Annotated in this window: 23 protein-coding genes; 22 read left to right on the top strand and 1 reads right to left on the bottom strand. The window is 27.4% G+C overall.

The genetic code is table 11. The annotated features are described in order from the left end of the window. The first annotated feature begins 10 nt into the window (after positions 1-10). From JK634_RS04445 to JK634_RS04425, 5 genes are all read left to right on the top strand, one after another. Entirely contained in the window at positions 11-607 is a 597-nt protein-coding gene (locus tag JK634_RS04445; RefSeq protein ID WP_202766416.1) for a DivIVA domain-containing protein, read from the top strand. A gap of 310 nt (positions 608-917) precedes the next feature. Continuing rightward, the gene (locus JK634_RS04440; RefSeq protein WP_202766415.1) at positions 918-1,535 is read left to right on the top strand and encodes a TraR/DksA C4-type zinc finger protein; all 618 of its coding nucleotides are present in this window, start codon (positions 918-920) and stop codon (positions 1,533-1,535) included. A 26-nt stretch (positions 1,536-1,561) separates the two neighbouring features. Then, positions 1,562-2,470, top strand: coding sequence for an RluA family pseudouridine synthase (locus tag JK634_RS04435; protein WP_202766414.1), 909 nt, complete (start codon positions 1,562-1,564; stop codon positions 2,468-2,470). 8 nt (positions 2,471-2,478) lie between these two features. Then, positions 2,479-3,015: a bifunctional pyr operon transcriptional regulator/uracil phosphoribosyltransferase PyrR gene (pyrR, locus tag JK634_RS04430; protein WP_202766413.1), complete on the top strand. Its 537-nt coding sequence runs from the start codon at positions 2,479-2,481 to the stop codon at positions 3,013-3,015. A 14-nt stretch (positions 3,016-3,029) separates the two neighbouring features. After that, a complete protein-coding gene (locus JK634_RS04425; protein WP_202766412.1) occupies positions 3,030-4,145 on the top strand; it encodes a THUMP domain-containing class I SAM-dependent RNA methyltransferase in 1,116 nt (371 codons plus the stop codon). Between the two features lie 45 nt (positions 4,146-4,190). Here the strand turns inward: JK634_RS04425 and JK634_RS04420 are convergent, their stop codons facing one another. Next, positions 4,191-5,912, bottom strand: coding sequence for an Rqc2 family fibronectin-binding protein (locus JK634_RS04420; RefSeq protein ID WP_202766411.1), 1,722 nt, complete (start codon positions 5,910-5,912; stop codon positions 4,191-4,193). A gap of 163 nt (positions 5,913-6,075) precedes the next feature. Between JK634_RS04420 and JK634_RS04415 the strand changes: the two genes are divergently transcribed. The 17 genes from JK634_RS04415 to spoIIIAE all read left to right on the top strand — a co-directional run bounded on the left by JK634_RS04415 (position 6,076) and on the right by spoIIIAE (position 17,232). After that, the gene (locus JK634_RS04415; RefSeq protein ID WP_202766410.1) at positions 6,076-7,110 is read left to right on the top strand and encodes a hypothetical protein; all 1,035 of its coding nucleotides are present in this window, start codon (positions 6,076-6,078) and stop codon (positions 7,108-7,110) included. Between the two features lie 69 nt (positions 7,111-7,179). After that, the gene (locus JK634_RS04410; RefSeq protein ID WP_202766409.1) at positions 7,180-8,583 is read left to right on the top strand and encodes a GspE/PulE family protein; all 1,404 of its coding nucleotides are present in this window, start codon (positions 7,180-7,182) and stop codon (positions 8,581-8,583) included. Further along, complete coding sequence (locus JK634_RS04405) at positions 8,573-9,607, top strand: type II secretion system F family protein (protein WP_202766408.1); 1,035 nt, start codon at positions 8,573-8,575, stop codon at positions 9,605-9,607. The genes JK634_RS04410 and JK634_RS04405 overlap by 11 nt, the downstream gene beginning before the upstream one ends. After that, a complete protein-coding gene (locus JK634_RS04400) occupies positions 9,604-10,035 on the top strand; it encodes a prepilin-type N-terminal cleavage/methylation domain-containing protein (protein WP_202766407.1) in 432 nt (143 codons plus the stop codon). Before JK634_RS04405 ends, JK634_RS04400 begins: the two co-directional genes overlap by 4 nt. Beyond that, complete coding sequence (locus JK634_RS04395) at positions 10,025-10,468, top strand: hypothetical protein (protein WP_202766406.1); 444 nt, start codon at positions 10,025-10,027, stop codon at positions 10,466-10,468. Before JK634_RS04400 ends, JK634_RS04395 begins: the two co-directional genes overlap by 11 nt. Beyond that, on the top strand, positions 10,444-10,905 hold the full coding sequence (locus tag JK634_RS04390; RefSeq protein ID WP_202766405.1) for a hypothetical protein: 462 nt from the start codon (positions 10,444-10,446) through the stop codon (positions 10,903-10,905). The genes JK634_RS04395 and JK634_RS04390 overlap by 25 nt, the downstream gene beginning before the upstream one ends. Beyond that, the gene (locus JK634_RS04385) at positions 10,883-11,314 is read left to right on the top strand and encodes a hypothetical protein (protein ID WP_202766404.1); all 432 of its coding nucleotides are present in this window, start codon (positions 10,883-10,885) and stop codon (positions 11,312-11,314) included. The genes JK634_RS04390 and JK634_RS04385 overlap by 23 nt, the downstream gene beginning before the upstream one ends. After that, the gene (locus tag JK634_RS04380; protein ID WP_202766403.1) at positions 11,298-11,942 is read left to right on the top strand and encodes a hypothetical protein; all 645 of its coding nucleotides are present in this window, start codon (positions 11,298-11,300) and stop codon (positions 11,940-11,942) included. The genes JK634_RS04385 and JK634_RS04380 overlap by 17 nt, the downstream gene beginning before the upstream one ends. Beyond that, positions 11,939-12,349 carry a hypothetical protein gene (locus tag JK634_RS04375; RefSeq protein ID WP_202766402.1) on the top strand — a complete coding sequence of 137 codons (411 nt, stop codon included), beginning with the start codon at positions 11,939-11,941 and terminating at the stop codon, positions 12,347-12,349. Before JK634_RS04380 ends, JK634_RS04375 begins: the two co-directional genes overlap by 4 nt. Further along, a complete protein-coding gene (locus tag JK634_RS04370; protein WP_202766401.1) occupies positions 12,349-12,726 on the top strand; it encodes a hypothetical protein in 378 nt (125 codons plus the stop codon). Before JK634_RS04375 ends, JK634_RS04370 begins: the two co-directional genes overlap by 1 nt. Before the next feature lie 163 nt (positions 12,727-12,889). Beyond that, positions 12,890-13,447, top strand: a complete 558-nt coding sequence (efp, locus tag JK634_RS04365) for an elongation factor P (RefSeq protein ID WP_202766400.1) — start codon at positions 12,890-12,892, stop codon at positions 13,445-13,447. A 60-nt stretch (positions 13,448-13,507) separates the two neighbouring features. Continuing rightward, positions 13,508-13,867 (top strand): CD1247 N-terminal domain-containing protein, encoded by a 360-nt coding sequence (locus JK634_RS04360; protein ID WP_202766399.1) that lies wholly within the window; start codon positions 13,508-13,510, stop codon positions 13,865-13,867. Between the two features lie 167 nt (positions 13,868-14,034). Next, positions 14,035-14,937 (top strand): stage III sporulation protein AA, encoded by a 903-nt coding sequence (gene spoIIIAA / locus JK634_RS04355; RefSeq protein ID WP_202766398.1) that lies wholly within the window; start codon positions 14,035-14,037, stop codon positions 14,935-14,937. Next, positions 14,938-15,456 (top strand): stage III sporulation protein SpoIIIAB, encoded by a 519-nt coding sequence (gene spoIIIAB / locus JK634_RS04350; RefSeq protein WP_202766397.1) that lies wholly within the window; start codon positions 14,938-14,940, stop codon positions 15,454-15,456. It begins immediately after the preceding gene. Positions 15,457-15,469: 13 nt separating this feature from the next. Continuing rightward, positions 15,470-15,667 carry a stage III sporulation protein AC gene (gene spoIIIAC / locus JK634_RS04345; RefSeq protein WP_202766396.1) on the top strand — a complete coding sequence of 66 codons (198 nt, stop codon included), beginning with the start codon at positions 15,470-15,472 and terminating at the stop codon, positions 15,665-15,667. Between the two features lie 8 nt (positions 15,668-15,675). Further along, positions 15,676-16,059 carry a stage III sporulation protein AD gene (gene spoIIIAD / locus JK634_RS04340; RefSeq protein WP_202766395.1) on the top strand — a complete coding sequence of 128 codons (384 nt, stop codon included), beginning with the start codon at positions 15,676-15,678 and terminating at the stop codon, positions 16,057-16,059. Positions 16,060-16,068: 9 nt separating this feature from the next. Further along, the gene (gene spoIIIAE / locus JK634_RS04335; RefSeq protein WP_202766394.1) at positions 16,069-17,232 is read left to right on the top strand and encodes a stage III sporulation protein AE; all 1,164 of its coding nucleotides are present in this window, start codon (positions 16,069-16,071) and stop codon (positions 17,230-17,232) included.

The following is a 17,232-nucleotide window of genomic DNA, read 5'->3' as shown; positions in this document are numbered from 1 at the left end:
GGTGATACGTATGAAAATTACTCCAGCAGACATAAGTAATAAGGAGTTTAAAAGAGGGCTTAGAGGATACAGTCCAGAAGAAGTAGATGAATTTCTTGATGAAATAGTTGAAAACTATGAAGAGATTTACAAAGAAAATTCTCACCTAAAGGATACTGTAACAAATTTAACTGAAAAGTTAGATCACTATAATAAGATTGAAAATACAATTCAAAATACTCTTTTATTAGCTCAAAATGCAGCAGAACAAGCAAGATCTTCATCACAAAAAGAGGCTGATTTAATTGTAAAGAATGCAAACGATGCAGCACAAAAAATATTAGATAAGGCTCATGGAGATGTAATACAAATTAATGATGAATATGATAAAGTGAAGCAAGAATTTGTAAGATTTAGAGCTAAGTTTAGAAACTTTATGAATACACAACTAGAAACTTTTGATGATTTGGAGAAAGAAGTAATTAAAAATTATAGCATTGGTACTCCTGTAGAAGAAGTTATAGAAGAAAGAACTATTGAAGAGGAACCAATAACTAATGAATCAATTGAAGAAGAAGTTAGTAATACCGATCTTGATCAAATAAAAAGTTTTTTTGCAAATAAATAGTTTTAAGTGCAAAATCTGTATAGATTTTGCTTCTTTTTTTTTAGAAATCTCTTGAAATTTAGTTAGCTTAAATTTATCATATACTTTATAATATGTAAATTAAGAGTATATTGTAATAATAATATTACTTGATTTTGATAAGAATATATATGAGTAATTCTAATCGACAACATATATAACAATAATATAGGGTTTAAGTTAAACTAATTACTTTTTTATGAAAGAATAAGTTAAGTTTTCTATAAAAACCCTATAAGTGAGAATCATATATGTTGAAGTTAGATTTAAAAAATCAAAAGAGGGTGGTATTATGGACGACAATTTAATGAAGCTTTATAAAAAGAAACTATTGAGTGAAAAGGAAGAAGTTGAAAAAATTATAAAAAATCTTAGAGATAATGATATGATTTATACTAACATAGAGGTAGCATCTGAAATATCTCATTATGACAATCATCCTGCTGATACAGCTGGAGAAATTTATACTATGGAAACAGGAATTGCACTAAAAGCCAGAGAGGATAAAATTTACTATCAAATTGAAAGATCATTAGATTCTATTGAAAATGGTACATATGGTAAGTGCAAATACTGTGGAAATGAAATATCAAAGGAAAGATTAGATTTTATACCTTATGCTGAGTATTGCATTGAATGTCAAAAGAAAATTTCTTCTGAAACAAGTGAAATAGAGAGACCTGTTGAAGAAAAGGTTTTAGAAAATCCGTTTTACTTTGATCATGCAAATAGAAAAGAAAATATTGTAGATGGAACTGTTGATAATTATCAAGATGTATATAACTATAATAAAGTAGATGATTATTATAGTATAGATAATTCAGATAATCTTTATAATGATGATGATGAATATGTTGATCCAATAGAAAAGATTAGCAACGATCAATATAAAGCAAGTTTACCAGATTAGTTTTAGCGGGAGAGGCAATAATTATTATGGAATTAATAAGGTTAAGTGTAAATGAAGAGTTTGTCGATATGCGAATAGATAAGTATTTATCCGAAGTCTTAACGGATAAGTCTAGAAGTTTTATTCAAGAATTGATAGATTCTAAAAATGTTTTAGTAAATGAAAAGAATATAAAAAGTAGTTATAAATTAAAAATAAATGATGTGGTTAGCGTAGAGTTACCTGAGGCTACAAATCTTCAGGTTGAAGCTGAAAATATTCCACTTGATATAATTTATGAAGATAAAGATGTAATAGTAGTAAATAAACCACAGGGCATGGTTGTACATCCAGCTCCTGGAAATTATACAGGAACATTAGTTAATGCTTTATTATTTCACTGTAAAGATCTTTCAGGAATAAATGGTGTAATTAGACCTGGAATAGTACATAGGATTGATAAAGATACATCAGGAGTATTAGTAATAGCTAAAAATGATCAAAGTCATAGCTTTTTATCAAAGCAACTAAAGGATCATTCTATGAAAAGAGAGTATATTGCTTTAGTTGAAGGTAGGGTAAAAGACTTAAAAGGAACAGTAAATGCACCTATTGGAAGGCATCCAAAAGAGAGAATTAAGATGGCAATTGTTGAAGATGGAAGGGAAGCAATTACACATTATGAGGTTATAGAAGTATATGATAAATGTACTCTTATTAAATGTAATTTGGAAACTGGTAGAACCCATCAGATAAGAGTGCATATGGCTAAAATAGGACACCCTTTAGTTGGAGACCCTGTTTATGGATTTAAAAAGCAAAAAACTTCAACGAATGGGCAAATGCTACATGCAAGAGTATTAGGTTTTATACATCCAAGTACAAAAGAATATATGGAGTTTTCTTCAGAACTTCCTGAATATTTTCAAGAAGCAATTAAAAAATTAAGGGGATAGGTGGAAAAATGAAATTAAAATCAATCTTATTAGACGAAAATGCAATAAGACGAAGCTTGATTAGAATATCTCATGAGATTATCGAAAAAAATAAAGGTGTTGAAGATATAGTACTTATAGGTATTAAAAGACGAGGATATCCTTTAGCACAAAGAATTGCTGAACAAATAAAAAATATAGAAGGTATAGAGGTTCCGGTAGGGAAGGTAGATATTACTCTTTATAGAGATGATTTAGGTGAAATTGGTCAAGCTCCTTCTGTATCCGATAATGATATAGGAATTGAGATAAAAAATAAAAAGGTTATTATAATAGATGATGTTCTATTTACATGCAGAACTGCCAGAGCTGCAATTGATGCTATAATTGATTATCAAAGACCTAAATCAATACAACTTGCTGTACTTATTGATAGGGGACATAAAGAACTTCCTATAAGAGCTGATTATGTTGGTAAAAACATTCCAACTTCAGGCTCTGAGGTAATAGCTGTAGAAATTAAGGAAATAGACAAAGAAGATTCTGTTAAAATATATGAAAAGTAAAAGGAGCATATTTAATGGATTATAATTTAATCGCAACATCTGCCTTTGGGCTAGAATCAGTAGTAGCAAAGGAACTAAAATCTTTAGGATATGATGAATTGATACTTGAAAATGGTAAAGTTCATTTCACTGGAGATGAATTAGATATTGTCATAGCTAACATACATTTAAGAACTGCAGAAAGAATATTAATAAATATGGGAGAATTTGAAGCTAGAAGTTTTGAAGAGCTATTTCAAGGTACAAAAGCTATAAATTGGGGGGCATTAATACCGGTAGATGGTAAAATGCATGTAACTGGGAAATCGGTTAAGTCTACATTACATTCAGTACCAGATTGTCAATCAATAGTTAAAAAGGCTATAGTTACAAGTATGCAAGAGAAGTACAATAGAACAATTTTTTCAGAGGATGGTCCTGTGTACAAGACAGAAATATCCTTATTAAAAGATAAGGCAACATTATCCGTGGATACATCTGGACTTGGATTACATAAAAGAGGATATAGGGAAAAAGCAGGTGAGGCACCACTAAAAGAAACACTTGCAGCAGCTATGGTTCTTTTATCTAAGTGGTCTGGTAAAGAAACTTTAATTGATCCTTTTTGCGGTTCAGGAACAATATTAATTGAAGCTGCAATGATTGCAAGGGATATGGCACCAGGATTAAATAGAAAATTTGTTAGTGAAGAATGGCCTAATATGTCTAAATCCCTTTGGGATCAAGTGAGAGATGGAGCAAGAAAGTCAATAAAGAATAATAATATCAAACTATTCGGTTATGATATAAATGGTAGATTATTGTCTGTTGCTAAGGATAATGCAAGGCTTGCTGGTGTTTCAGGAAATATTGAATTCCATAAGCAAGATTTTAAAGAGTTTGAACTTAAAAAAGATGATGTATTTATAATTTCTAACCCTCCATATGGAGAAAGAATTGGTGAGGAAGCAGAAATTAGAGTTTTATACAAGAAGCTTGGTGAACTAAAAGAAAGTAATCCAAAAGTTCAGATGAATATTCTAACTTCATATGAAGATTTTCAGAAACTTTTTGGACTTAAGTCAGATAAAAACAGAAAGTTATATAATGGTAGATTAAAATGTTACTATTATGAATATTTTAGAAAATAAAGTTTCAATGAAAGCAGAGCATTAATTAATTAATGCCCTGCTTTTTTATTTTCTTATTAAATTAGGTTCAATTGGATTAACATAGATAGTTTTATTATTTGTATAAATAACCATTCCCGGTTTAGCTGAGTTTGGTTTTTTTACATATTTAACTTTAGTATAGTCAATAGGAATATTTGAAGACAGTTTTCCTTTGCTATAATAAGCTGCTAGGTTAGCTGCTTCTACAAGGGTACTATCAGGGATATTTCCACCTTTAATTATTACATGAGAACCTGGTATATCCTTTGTATGAAGCCAAGTATCTTCTTTGTGTGCAAACTTTAAAGTAAGATAATCATTTTGGATATTATTTTTACCCACAAAAATATCTATTCCATCACTAGAAATGAAATGAAGTGGTTTAGTTGCCTTATCCTTTTTATCTTTAGGACTCTTCTTGAATCTTATATATCCTGTTTCAATTAATTCCTTCTTTATATCATCAATATCTGAATATTGTTCTGAATTCTCGAGATTCGAAAGTACAGATTTAAGATATTCTAATTCTTCATCATTTTTGCTTAGTTGCTCAAGGGCATTTTCCTCAGATTTTTTTAGTTTATTATATTTCTTATAATAATATTGAATATTTTCTGAAGGGGTTTTATTTGTATCAAGATCAATATCCAAATATTCTTCTTCATTTTCATTATAAAAATTTAAAAGTTTAATTGAATTGTCACCCTTTTTTATACTATAAATGTATGCTGTAAGTAGGTCACCTTTAATCTTATAGCTATCTTTCTTCTTACATTCATTTAATGTAGAAGTTAGTATACTTAACTTTTTATTACATCTTTCTATATTAGTATTGATGATTTTTTGAAGGCCACTTGATTTAGATTTAATTCTATCCTGTTTATCCTTACCTTTAAAAAATAATTCTAGTAACTCAGAGGGATCTTGGAACTCTTCACAATTTAAGTTCATATAATTTTTTATAGATGTTATATAAAAATCTTTAAATTCCTCATTATCTTTAAAAAGCAGGAATTTAATTTGTGATTCAAGATTTTTAAAATAGTTTATAGTAAAATCTGAAATTTTTTCAATTGAATTATCTCCGGTGTTTTTTGAATAAACGTCAAACATTTCAGAACTAAGAAGTTTACTTATACCAGTAAATAAATTGAAAAACATGTTTTTATCTAATTCAATTGATTTTTCACTATAAATTTGAACAAGCTCATCCTTGTTAAAGTTAAATGGATTTAATTTATTACTATCTGGAGGGAATACGTAAGTTACACCTGGAAATAAGACACGGTATGAATTTACGTCAGATGATATGTGTTTTATACATTCCATGATTTTATTATCTCTGTCCCTTATTAAAGTAATATTACTATGTCTACCCATTATTTCAATAACTAGCTTATATAGAGAGTTGAACCCAAGTTCATCCATAGCTTCAATGTAGAGAGTTATTATTCTATCATTTTGATATTGGATAACATCTACAATTTTGCCACTTGATAGATATTTTCTCAAAACCATTAAAAACATTGGGGCTTTTAGTGGATTTGCTTTAGGTTCTTTAGTAAAATGAAAACGAGGGTGTTTACTAGATGCTGAAATAAGAAATTTCTTATTTTCGCCTCCAGTCCTTAAGGTTAATATTATTTCATCCTTTTCAGGCTGATTTATTTTATCAATTTTAGCACCAATTAATGATGGTTTTAACTCATCAACCAAATAGTGTAAAAAAATACCGTCTAAAGCCATAGAAATCTTCCTTTCATTAAAAACATAAATTTAGTATAACATTTTTAAAACATTAGTATCAAGAATTTCTATAGGCTGAACTATTTAGGGGAGTAAATAAAATAGAAAAATGCATTAATAGATAAATCACTTTTTATAAATAGGAGGATATTTAGATTAAGTTATGAAAATTAAAAAAGCAACATATCCTTTAGTACTTGCAGTTTTATCTTTAAATTTATATTCTTGTGATAATAATGTAAAATCAGATAAAAATAAAAGTGTATTCAAGGATTATAGTAAAGTGGTACAAGGTAGTGTTAATTACTATAATAACGGAAAAATGCAAATTATATTAGATTTAGAGAAAAATATAAAGCTTTCAGACAATGAAGAAGGAACATTGATAAATTATAATAAAAAAGAAAATAGCTATTTAAGGGAAAAAACAGAGAACAATTCTAAAAATCTTATATTAGGTAATGAAAATACAGAAAATGTAATAGATGATTGGAAAGATATAAAGGATGTTAAACTATCACCTAGCGGGAATAAGGTGTTTTATTCTAAAGAAATAAAAGAAAATAATGTAACATTAGGTATATTTGATTCCTCAAATAAAAAGTTTAAAGAACTAAAAAGCAATACACTTATTTCAGGGAACAATTATGGTTGGTTAGATAATGATTCAATCATTTATTATGGAGTGAAAGCTGAAAGTAAATTAAATGGAATATTTCTTTATAACACTAAAACTAATAATGAAAAACTTTTGCTTGATATAAAGAAAGGGGCAATAGAGTACATAAGTATAGAAGGTAATAAAATAATTTATTTAACATCTGATTTTGATGGCAATAAATTACTGAATTCCTTTGATATTGATAATAGTAAAGTACAAGTATTAACTACAGAAGTACAGAATATAAATGACATAATTGTGTTAGAAGATAAGATATTTATATTAGGAAAAAAGAAAGATGGTTTATCTTCACTGTATCTTTTAAGTGATGGTAAATTAAAAAAATTAGTATATGATTTTCCTAAGAATATCGATTTAGAGAAGGGTATAGAAAAAGACCTAGAAGGGAATATACTTTTCATAGGATATGATGACTCTTCCTCTAAGGAAGATGTATATGAACTTGTTTCGGTTGACGGAACAGTAAAAATTAAATCTAAAAAAACTGGACAATACTCTTTTATAGAAACAAATTAGCAATAATTTGTTTCTTTTTTTGATTAAAAAAATGGAAATATGATAATAATCTCAACTGGGGGTGATTAAATGAACCTAGGTGGAGAATTATCATTAGACAATATCGATATAGGGTTACTCAAGGAAGTTCCATTAGACATATGTGAAAAGTATAATATTATTCCAATAGGTAGATACAATGGAAAAGTATATGTAGCTATGAGTAGTGTATCAGCTGAAATGATAAAGTATCTTGAGCAAAACTTTTCTACTGCTATTGTTCCAATTAAGTCTACTGAGAAGAGTATAAAAAAGTTAATTAAGGATGGTTTTGGAGTAAGAATATATAAAAAAGACATAGACACTGAGGGGAATATAATTAATGATGCAATAAGTAAAAAAGCATCAGACATTCATTTTGAGCCATTTGAAAAAGAGGTGCTAATTAAATATAGATTAAATGGTTCGTTAATTTTAGCTTTTAAGATTGATAAGGATAAATATTTAAATATAGCAACTAGAATTAAGATAAAAAGTAACATGGATTTTTCAGATAAATTAAGGCCACAGGATGGAAAGATGTTGCATAACATGAAAAATGGGGAATTATTAGATTTAAGAGTTTCAACACTTCCAACCTATTATGGTGAAAAGATAGTAATAAGAGTGCTTTATAACAACTGGGATAAATACAATCTAGAAAGTCTTAATTTTTCTAAAGATGATTTAAGTTTGCTTAAAAGAGCCCTTGCAGTAAGAAATGGGATGATAGTTGTAAATGGACCTACAGGTTCAGGAAAATCAACCACATTGTATTCAATACTTAATGAAGAAAAAGGTAAAGATGTAAATATTACAACAATTGAAGATCCAGTAGAGATGCTAATAAATGGGATAAACCAAGTTGGCGTAAATATCAAAGCTGGAATAACATTTTCAACTGGATTAAGAAGCATATTAAGGCAAGATCCAGATATTATAATGATTGGGGAAATACGTGATGAGGAAACAGCAAGAATTGCAGTAAGAGCTGCAATTACTGGACATAAGGTATATACAACAATTCATACTAAAAGCCCATATGAAGTTTTTTCAAGATTAAAAGAGATGGGTATAGAAGAGTATTTACTAATGGATTCATTGATATTAGTGATTTCTCAGAGATTAGTTAAAAGGAATTGTAGTAAATGTAATACTGTTCATAAAATCAGTGATGAAATTAGAAATAAAAACAAGATTAGCATGGAGGTTTATTATAAGGGTACTGGCTGTGAAGAATGTAATTATACTGGAACTCAAGGGAGAATGCTAATTTATGACATGCTGTTTATTAAAGACATAGAAAAAGCAAATATAAAAGAATACTTAAGAGGGGAAGTAGGTTCAAGGTTTAGCAGCAGTTTTTTTACAAGACTTAAAAATCTCTTAGAGGAAGGCGTAATTAGCTTAGATACTTATATGAATTTTCTTGAAGGAGAGAATATTGAAGCGTAGTAAAGCACATAGAATTGATAATCTAACTTTATGTTATATAGCTGAATCCTTAGCAAACACCATAAATTGTGGTATACCAATTGACGAATCCTTTGAAATGATTCATTTTAATTTGAAAAATAAATATCATAAGGAAGCAATTACTTTAGTTAGAGATAAGGTAAGGGAAGGATATAGCATTTCTAAAGCAATGGAAGGTTTATATATTTTCCCAGTAATATTCAAAGAAATGATATTGATTGGTGAGAACACTGGTAAACTACAAGAAACCCTTGATTCTCTAGGAAACTTTTATAAAAACCTATATACAATTAAGAAAAAAATAGTTAATGCACTTGTTTATCCTATAATACTAATTTCCTTAATTATTTTAATTTCTGTGGTAATGTTCATTTATTTACTACCGCAATTTATTGATATGTATTCTTCTCTAGAAATTGTTCCTAAAGGTATTTGTAAGTTGGTTTTCAACTTAAGAGAAAGCTTTGATAAAATGCCAGTAGTTAGCTGTATTTATATAGTTTGCTATGTAATATTAATTCCGTATATTTTGGTATTTAAGGTTTTTAATACAAGAATTATTAAGATCATTGGAAAATTAAAATTCTTTAATCAATTTACGGAATTTTATATTATTCAAGTTTTTTATTTGATTTTTCAAAGTGGAGTTAATGTGCAAAATGCACTTTATCAGTTTGGAAACGAGATTAATATTCCAATAGTAAAAGAAAAAGTACTATTTATTTATGAAAACTTAATCCAAGGTAAAGCTTTAAGTTTAATACTTGATGAAATGAGCTGCATATCATTATATACAATTTCCTTCATAAGAATTGGCGAAGAAACTGGAACATTAAGTGTAAGGCTAAAATCATTAGCAGAAGAAAAAGAAAAACAAATAACATATAAAACATCTACTTTAACAACTATAATTGAGCCAATAATTATTTTAATTATAAGTACAGTTATAATTTCTATGTTTATTATTTTTTTATTGCCAATATATGATGGGGTTAAGTTGTGAAAAAAAGAGGATTTACACTAATAGAATTACTTTGTTCAGTTGCAGTACTTATGGTAATTATAAGTATAACTTTTGTTTTTATAAAACCATTAGTAAAAATAATAAATGAAGATAAAATCGATGAAATAAAAGTATTTACTGAGGATAGTATTTGCTTTGGAAAACTAAAGAGTAAATATACTAATCAATACATCAAAGTAGCTATTTCTGATAAGGGAATAAGTATATATGATAAAAAAGGATTATTAATTAAAAAATATCAATTACCAAATGGTTATGTTTTTAAATATTCAAATGGTAAGAATATATTCTTACTTGACCCTAATGGAGAAGCTAATATATCAACAACAATTTCAGTTAAAAAGGGAAGGCTTGAGAAAGACGTATTATCTATTACAGCAGGAAGTGAGTATATAAATGTTAAATAAAAATAAAGGGTTAGTATTAATAGAAATTCCTTTAGTAATTGCTGTTTTATGCATCTTATTTTTTATTTCAATTAAGTGCTATGATAATGCAAAAAAGGTTTTAGTTTATAGAGAAGAGATGAGAAAAGAGACTGTGATTTTTAAGAGTGTAAAAAAGGAATTGCTCTATAATGCAGAATATAATAAGCTTCTGGCAGCATTTAAGGATAGTGAAAACTTGTATATAAATTCTGAAAACTTAGATATAAATAGAATTATAAGTAATAATATTACAGATCTACTTGATACTTCAGTTAATAGTAGTGATAAATACATAAAAATTCAAAAATTAAATAGTGAGAATACTATAAAATTAAAGCTTGAGCAAAAGGTTAGTAAGTTTGATAGTAATATGGTAAGTGAGGAGGTTTGTATATCAAGAAATGTAAGATAGAAATGAAAAAAGGAGTAATCCTAGTTGAAACTATAATATATTTATTTATATCAAGCATATTACTATGTTTTATGCTTAGGATAATTGTGGACTTAATAGATTTTAAGAAAAGTTATTGCAAAAATAGTCTAGATGAGGATAAGTTCTCAAATGGAATAATCTCAATTGAGAGCAATATAAATAGAGCTCAAGTTAAAAAATATGAGGTAATAGGTAATAAGCTAAAGATAAGTTATGGAGTAGAAAATAAATCTGAAGAAATAGCAATGTATAAGGGCGAAGCTTTAGGAGTTTTTTATTATACAGATGGGAAATTAACTACTGTAAATAAAATCATGGAGGATGTTAAGGAGGTAAAATTTATACAAAAGGGTAAATTGGTTTATTTTTTTGTTAAAGTAAATGATAAAAATTATGAAGAGGTATTTAGCTTGTAAGAAGGGACAAATCTCAGCTATATTATTAATTTACATTATGATTTTTTCAATACTTGTTGTCTCTATATATAAATTAGTGTCAATTAATATCTCAAAAGAATACATCTATCCTTTTAAAGAAAATCAAATAAAAACTATGGGAGAAAATGATATAAAACTTATTAATAATTACATATCTCAAATTAATAAAAACACTTTTAAAGAAAAGAAAGACTTAGAAGATTTCTTGAAAAATAATAATATAATTGCAAAGAGTGGTGAAAATCAAGTTTATTATGATATAGCTCAAAATAAAATTATATTTATACGTAAGCTTGAGGCTGGTAAATTAAAGTATAGATTTGATTTTGACTACAATGATGGAGAAATTTATTTGATTGAGGATACATATTATGAAGGAGTTATGTAGAATGGCACTAAATAAAGAATTACTAATAACTAAAGATAAAATCACATTTATTAATGAAAACAAAGAGTTTTATATAAGAGAGATCAATAAGTATGATTCTCTTATAAAAGGTAATATCAATATAGTAATCAAGGGTGAAACACTAATGATCACTAAAATAAATATAAATAAGAAACCTGATAAGAAACTTATATATGAAACAATTAATAGCAACTTTTTTAATTCAAAGGATAAACTATTTCATTATATATATGATAAGAAAAATAAAACACTTATTATATACTCTGTTATAAAACCTTTTGTATTAAACAAAATAATTGAAAAGGCATGTATTAAAAAAATAAGGCCTTATGAAGTGTTTTTATTTGAAAAGTTTAAAAGAAAAATTAAAAATAAATGTGGAATGATATTTTACATTGAAGAGGGTTATGCAATTGCTTTAGGAATAGTTAATGGATACATGGGTTTTATAAAAGAAGTAGAAAATATCGAAAAAGAAAGTTTATTTAGTGTAATCGATGAATTTAAGAGTGCGGAAAAAATTAAAGATATGGAATTAATGATAAGAGGCGATGAAAAAAAACTTGATTACTTTAATATAGAAGAATTAAGAAAGGTATTTATATGAGAATATATAAAAACTTCATACCAATAGAAATTAGTATAAAAGAGAAGAAAAAAAGTACTAAAAGATTTAAAAATTTAATTAATATACTTCTTATAATTAATATAGTGCTATTACCAATTGCAGTAAAAAAAATTATACAACTTACTTCATTCAAGGAAAGTAAGCCAGTATTAAAAACATCAAAAAATAATTTTAATGAAGAGAAAATAAAATACATATTAGAGTTCTCAAAAGAAGAAAATACTAATGTACGAATAGATAATAATAGTTTTTATATAAAAATAATAAATGCGGATGAATCAAGCTCAGCAATGAATAAGATTAAAAAGATAGATGAAGAAGGGAAGGTTAACATCAAAGATATAAATTACAACAAGGATAATATTGAAATTAAGGGAGAACTTTAATGGAAAGATCCATAATTATTAAATTTATTATTTTTCTTATCTTATCCTTAGGACAGAGTTTTTTAATTAATATCAATCTTCCTGAAAGTAAAATAAGAAAAAGCCAAATAAGCATAAATCATAATAGTGCATTAAATATACTGGGGAAATACAAAGACATAATAATATTAAAGGAAACAAAAGCTAAGGATAGAATAAACTTTGAAGTCTCCTATCTAGGTACAGAAGAGGAATTATTAAAAATACTCAATGAATTTAATTCAAATAAATTTATACAAGGAATAAATAATCTAAAAATAGAGAAAATTAATGAAAAGTGGAATATGTCTGCTTTTGTTGAATTTTCTTCATACATAGAATATACTTATAATAGGTGAAATTCAATATTTTAGCTAAAGTATTTGCAATTAATCAATACTTTTGATAAAATATCATTGTTGTAAAAAGACAATGTAACCCTTTTTTAGGATATATGAAAGTATTATTTTGGATTTTAGGGTTATAATATATAATGATTAATACAATTTGGAGGGATACTTAATGATTTCAGCAAGTGATTTAAGAAAAGGTACTACTTTTGAATATGATGGACAAGTTTATAACGTTGTAGATTTCTTACATGTAAAACCAGGTAAGGGTGCAGCATTTGTAAGAACAAAATTAAGAAACGTAATAGCAGGTGGAGTTACTGATAGAACATTTAACCCAACTGAAAAGTTCCAAGAAGCAGTTATCGAAAGAAAAGAAATGCAATATTTATATTCTGATGGAGAATTATACTACTTCATGGATCAAGAAACATTTGAACAAATACCTCTTAACTATGAAAAAGTTGAAGAAGCAATTAAATACTTAAAAGAGAACATGTTTGCTGTTATAAAATTCTATAAAGGTCAAGCATTTTCTGTAGAAGCTCCAAACTTTGTTGAACTTTTAATTACTGAAACTGAGCCAGGAGTAAAAGGTAATACAGCAACAAATTCTTTAAAACAAGCAACTGTAGAAACTAATGCTGTAGTAATGGTTCCTATGTTTGTTAATGAAGGCGATGTTATAAGAATCGACACAAGAACTGGGGATTACATGGAAAGAGTTTAGTATTTGTGGCTAAGTCATTGATTGACTTAGCACTTTTATTATTAAGAAGGAAGTGCAAAAATGGATTTTAAAAGTGAATTCTATAAAATTCAAGAAGCCGTGGAAAGTCTAAAAGACTCAGAAAATAAAGAAATAATAAAATCATTGTTGCTATTAATTGATAATTTAAATGATAAAGTTGAGGGAATTCAAGTTAATGTTGAAACAATACAAGAAAATGTTGAATTCTTAGACAATGATATTTCTGAAATACAAGAAGATTTGTTTGAAGAAGTGTCAATTGAAGATTTAGAAGATATTGAGGATGATTTTAAAGAAGTAACTTGTACTAAGTGTAACAAACCTATTTTTATTGAAAGTAGTGCGCTAGAATCAGGTATCTCAATCCCTTGTCCTTTCTGTGGGGAAAATATAAATTAAGTAAAATAGCAAAGTATGAGCACATCAAATGGTTAAGAACCATTTTGATGTGCTTTTTTCATTTTTTAAGAATCGAAAATTTTAATTAACAGTTTTACATATTTTATTTATGTAGTTATATTTTTGAAACTTGGTAAATACAATTTACTGTAAGTGGAGGTGATAATATGAATAAATATAGTTCGGTATTGGATATATTACCAAAGGATATTTTGGGTCACATTACTGAATTTAAAATAGAGGAAGTACAAGAAATTAGGATGAGAACAAATTTACCGTTGATTATAGTAACTAATCATAGAGAGTTTATATCAAACTATATATGTAAACTTGAGGATATAAGGATAGTTGCGAAAAGAATGGCCAATTATTCATTTTATGCATTCGAAGAAGATATTAAACAAGGATTTATAACTATAAATGGAGGGCATAGAGTTGGGATAACAGGAGAATGGGTTATAGATAATAATAAAATAAAAACCCTAAGAAATATATCTTCTGTAAATATAAGAATTACAAAAGAAATGAAAGGAATTTCAGATGGATTAATTCCATTAATTACAGAAGGGGGAAGAATTCTAAACACAATAATTATCTCCCCACCTAAATGTGGAAAAACAACATTGTTAAGAGATATTTCAAGGAATATATCAAATGGTATGAAAAGCAAGGGAATTGCAGGTAGAAAGGTATCAATAATTGATGAAAGAAGCGAAATAGCTGGTTCATTTCAAGGTATACCACAAATGGATGTAGGTATCAGAACTGATGTATTTGACAACTGTATTAAGAGTGAAGGAATGTTAATGGCAATTAGGAGTATGTCTCCTGAGGTTCTAATTTGTGATGAAATTGGTTCAGATAAAGATGTAGAAGCATTAATATCAGCTTACAATTCTGGAGTTAATATAATAACAACAATACATGGGTTTGATATCAATGATTTATATAATAGAAAAATATTTAGGGGGCTACTAGATAATAAAATTTTAAAAAGAGTAATTGAGTTAAGTAATAGAAGGGGACCGGGAACAATTGAAAATGTAAGGATAATAGAGGAGAGGGATTAAATGATTAGATATGTTTTGTTTTTGGGCATATTTTTATGTTCTACATATCTTGGATTTAATTTTGCTCAAAGATATGTAAAGAGGTATGAAAGTCTTAAGATATTAGAAAAATCTATCGTTTATATGGAAAATCAAATATTATACGTTAATACACCATTACCAGAAACTTTTGAAGAAATAAGTTTTAAGTATACTGGGGAATGGAGGAGTTTTTTTAGTAACATTGCAAATGACTTAAAAGAAAATAACGTAGAAGATGTTTATGTTGCTTTTGATAATTCTCTTAAAACTTATAAGGAACAGTTATGTTTAAGGGATGAAGATGAAAACATACTACTTGACTTCTCAAAATCTTTAGGTGAATCAGGCGTTTTTGGACAAGAGAAGATATTTAAGCTAGTTTTATCGAATATGCGAGAACAAATTAATGAAGCTAAAGATTTGAAAAATAAGAACTGCAAGATGTATAGATGCTTAGGTATGAGCCTTGGTGCAGCTATAGTTATATTTTTAATATAAGTGGGAGGGTATGATGTTAGATATTACTTTGTTATTTAAAATTGGAGCAGCTGGACTTTTGATTGTAATTTTAGAAAGAGTACTTAAATCATCAGGTAAAGATGATGTTGCAACATTAACTAATATTGCAGGAGTGGTGATAATACTTCTTATGATTGTAAATTTAATTGCAAAGTTATTTGATTCTATTAAAACTATGTTTATGTTCTAGGAGGAGAAATGGAAATTGTAAAAATAGTAGCATTTTCGCTAGTAACACTATTTTTGTTTTTATATTTTAAAGAGACAAAACAAAATATTGCTGCGTTAATTTCTTTAGTTAGTGGAGTGATTATATTATTATTTCTACTTAACCCTTTAACGGAAGTAATAAATTTTTTAAGAGATATATCTACAAAAGCAAATGTTGATACATTTTATGTAACACTTGTATTAAAAATTGTTGGTATTACTTATCTAGCATCTTTTGCTATGGAGGTTTGTAATGAGGCAGGAGCAAATGGAATAGCTTCTAGAATAGAAGTTGCGGCTAAAATCTTAATTATGGTAATTGCTATGCCAATACTTATGGGAGTATTAGATGCTATATTAAAAATTATGTAGGAGTATAAAATGAAGAAAATAATAAAAGTTTTGTTAGTAACAATTTTTATGAATATTTTTCTTGTAATGACTCCAATGGCAAAAGAATTAGATAACAATACAAGTGATTTGGAGCAAAACAGTAATGTTCAAGAACTTTATGACTACGTAACTAAAATGAAAAGTGAAAGTGAACTAATGAATGAACTTAACGTTGGAAATTATATAAAAACCTATATAACGCAAGGAAAAGGAGATATATCCACAAAAGAGTTATCAAAAGCATTATTAAGTGCAGTTTTTAAGGAGGCAAGAGGGGTTTTACAACTTTTAATATCAATAATAGTTATAGCTATTTTATGCTCATTGCTTCGAAATCTACAAGATGCTTTTAAGGGTTCTCACGGTGATATAGCATTCTACGCCTGCTATGCAATTTTAATAATAATAATTTCTAAAAGCTTTTTAATAACTATAGATCTAGCAAAAACAACCATTCAAAATCTAACAGATTTTATGATGGCATTAATTCCTGTTTTAGTATTTATGATAGGTTCAGTGGGTGGAATTACAGAAGCTGTTACTATGGATCCAATTTTGATGGGCGCAGTAACAATTGCACCAAGGGTATATGTTGACTTTATTATTCCAATGATACTAATGAGTTTTGTTTTAAATTTCGTTAATAATTTATCTAATGATCATAAGATAACAAATATTTGCAAACTATTTAAACAAGTGACTCTTTGGGTTCAAGGAATCCTAGTAACCATTTTAATTGGATTACTTACAATAAGAGGGATAACTTCAACTGCTATTGATGCAGTAACACTAAAAACTGCAAAATTTGCTGTTGATAATTTTATACCTATTGTAGGAAAAGCTTTTTCTGATGCGATTGCCTCAGTTGCTGGCTATGCAGTGTTATTAAAAAATGCAATATCATCCTTAGGATTGTTAGTTGTTATTTTCATTGTTCTTATACCTATCATTAAGCTTATCATGATTACCGTCATGTACAAGCTCTCGGCAGCCTTAGTTGAACCAATATGTGATAGTAGAATAACAAATTGTATAGCTTCAGTAGGCGATTTTGTTGTAATGATTATTTCTTGTATGCTTTCAATATCTTTAATGTTTTTTGTTATGATTGCAATAATGGCTTCTACCGGTAAGTTTGTAGTAGGAGGATAA

The sequence above is a fragment of the Clostridium paridis genome, from assembly GCF_016765615.1.
In the GTDB taxonomy this organism is placed as follows: Bacteria; Bacillota; Clostridia; order Clostridiales; family Clostridiaceae; genus Clostridium_T; species Clostridium_T paridis.
The sequence above is the reverse complement of the archived record's forward strand: the minus strand, read 5'-3'. Positions and strand labels throughout refer to the sequence as shown.